Raw genomic sequence first — 2,470 nt, 5'->3', positions numbered from 1 at the left:
GGCCGTGTGCCACCCCCGCGGGTCGAAGCGCCCGCCCTTGCCGAGCACCGTGGCACCCATCGCCCCGAGGCCGATCCCGGACAGCACCAGGACCGCGCCGGTGCATCCGGCGAGCAGCACGTTGAGGAGCCGTCTCCCCCGTCGCCGGGCGGCGTGCGGGCGGGGCCGTGACGGGCCGGGCCCCGTCATCGGAACCGGCCCGTCGGGCTCCTGCCCCGGCATCGGCTTGGGTCGCAGCGCGGTCTGTTCCATGGCTCGCCTCCGGATGGTGCCGATCGCCTCCGGCGGGCCCGGAACGATCACGGCAGGTGCACTACCCGGCACATCGGCGGCCGACGAGCCACGAACGAGTGAGACTGACCGGGACCGGGACCGGGGCCGGACGCGGCGCGGACGCGGCACGGGCACGGGCACGGCTCGTACCGCACCCGGTCGCGGGGTTGCCGTACGAGCCGTGGAGACCGCGTGCGGTACGAGCCGTGGAGCAGGCGGGCGGTCAGCGAAGAGCGGGCACGGGTACGGCCGGTTGCCGGTCCGGGAGGAAGCCGTGGGCACGGCGGGACAGCCACTCGTCCTTGTAGCGGTCTACCTCGCGGTGCCAGTGGAGGATCCCGGCCAGCCAGTTCCGCAGGTCCGCCACGTACGTCCGCATCGCCGCGCGCGCCTCGCCCGTGAGCTGGAAGTCGTCGTACAGGATGGGCAGTTCGTGCTCGACGACGTGCTCGAACTGGCTCATGCGCCGGCTCATCAGGTCGTGCACGATGCCGAGCCCGGTCGGGTAGTCGCAGCCGAAGAAGGTCTGCACGACGAGGATCGCGTTGTGGATCTCGCCCTCGTACTCGATCTCCTTCTGGTACGAGAAGACGTCGTTGAGGAGGCACGCGAAGTCCATCGCCGCGTTCTCCAGGGAGCGGACGGGGCCGCTGCGGTAGACCTCGGGCGGGACGGCCGGGCCGTGTCCCATCCGGCACAGGCTCAGGGTCAGCTCGGAGCCGAAGGTCGCCCGGCGCATCTCCAGGTAGTCGACCGGGTCGGGCACACGGTTCTGGAGATGGTTGGACAGCTCCCACACCCAGCTCTCGGTCATGACGTCGACCGCGTCCTTCAGCGTGCGCTTCGCCTCGGGCGTCATCCCCGCGGTGGTGCGCGCCCACAGGTCGGCCAGGCCGCGCTCCATGGCGTTGACCGGGAGGGGCGCTTCCACGCCGTCGAGCGGCATGCAGTCGGACAGGCGGGCCGTGGTCAGCCGGGCGGCGGCGAGGTCGTGGCGGTGGCCGTAGACCAGCGGGTAGTAGTCGTCGCCGTAGGTGCCCCATGCGAGCCACTGCGCGCTGAGGTCGAGGGCCTCACGCGTGGCGTCCGGGTCCAGGCCGGCCGAGCAGAGCGGGAGGTCGTAGGCCCGGAGCTTGTCCTCGTCCCAGACGCCCTCGGCGAGGATGCCCATGCGCTCCACCCAGTGGCGCAGACTCCGGCGGGCGCCGTCCAGGTGCGGGCTGAGTTCCAGCGGGAACGGCATGCGGATGTCGGGGATCCGCGCCGGCCCGACCTTCTGGTACGGCACGTGCGTGTACGAGCGCAGACGCTCGGCACCGGCCTTCGTGAGCAGGGCGCGGACGTCGGCGGCGGAGGTGCCGATGCCGGAGCATCCCGGCCACGGGCTGCCGCCGCGCACCGCGTTCTCGTTCATGTAGCGGCTGGAGCGAAGGTGCCACTCGTGGCCGCCGGACTGCCAGTCCTGCAGCCCCTTGGTGTACGCCGCCACCGCCGCGAGTTGGTCCGGCCGGAGCCCCTTCTCCAGGGCCACGGCGGGCACTTCGGTGAACGCCGTGTGCTCGAACTGGTGGAGTCGGGAGGTGAGGACGTCGTTGACGGTGTCGGCGGCCTCCTGGGTGGTGCAGCCGAAGAAGGTCTCCAGGACGAGCACGCCGTTGCTGTTCTCGCCCTCGTCCTCGACCTCGCGCTGGTAGGAGAACAGGTCGTTGCGCAGGTGCACGGCGTCGGAGAACGTCTCCATCAGGACCCTGAGCGGCCTGGTCCCGGCGACGGCGGCGGGCACTTCGGCGGTCGCGTACTCCACGAGCCCCGCCGACCAGGGGGCACCGCCGACCTTGCGGCGCATCTCGATGTACTCGACGGGGTTGGCGATCCGCCCCTCGTTGATGTTGGACAGCTCCCACATCGACTCGTTGAGGAGATGTTCGGTGGCCACGGCGAAGCGGCGGCGCCAGTCCTCGGACATCTTCGGCACCGTGCGCGCCCACAGGTCGGCGAGGCCCGCCTCGACCGGGTTCTCCGGCTCCGGCACTGGAGTGAACAGGTCCAGCGGCATGAACAGCGGCAGCCGGTCCAGGTGGGCCTTGCCGGCGGTGCGGTCCTGGCTGCGCTTGTACATCTCCAGGAAGTGGTCGTCGAAGAAGAAGACCCACACGTACCAGTCGGTGATGAGGGAGAGGGCGGGGCCGTCGCAGTC

General features: G+C 71.2%; 1 protein-coding gene and 1 pseudogene. Both read right to left on the bottom strand.

Annotation, left to right across the window (positions count from 1 at the left end; genetic code table 11):
- Window positions 1-252: pseudogene (locus C1J00_RS41975) on the bottom strand (PDZ domain-containing protein); the annotation flags it as partial.
- Window positions 253-496: 244 nt separating this feature from the next.
- Window positions 497-2,470, bottom strand: a 1,974-nt coding sequence (cyc2, locus tag C1J00_RS41970) for a germacradienol/geosmin synthase Cyc2 (protein ID WP_102914060.1), incomplete at its 5' end; no start/stop codon positions are given.

This window comes from Streptomyces cahuitamycinicus (assembly GCF_002891435.1).
Classification (GTDB): Bacteria; Actinomycetota; Actinomycetes; order Streptomycetales; family Streptomycetaceae; genus Streptomyces; species Streptomyces cahuitamycinicus.
This window is presented reverse-complemented; position numbering and strand designations above follow the sequence as displayed.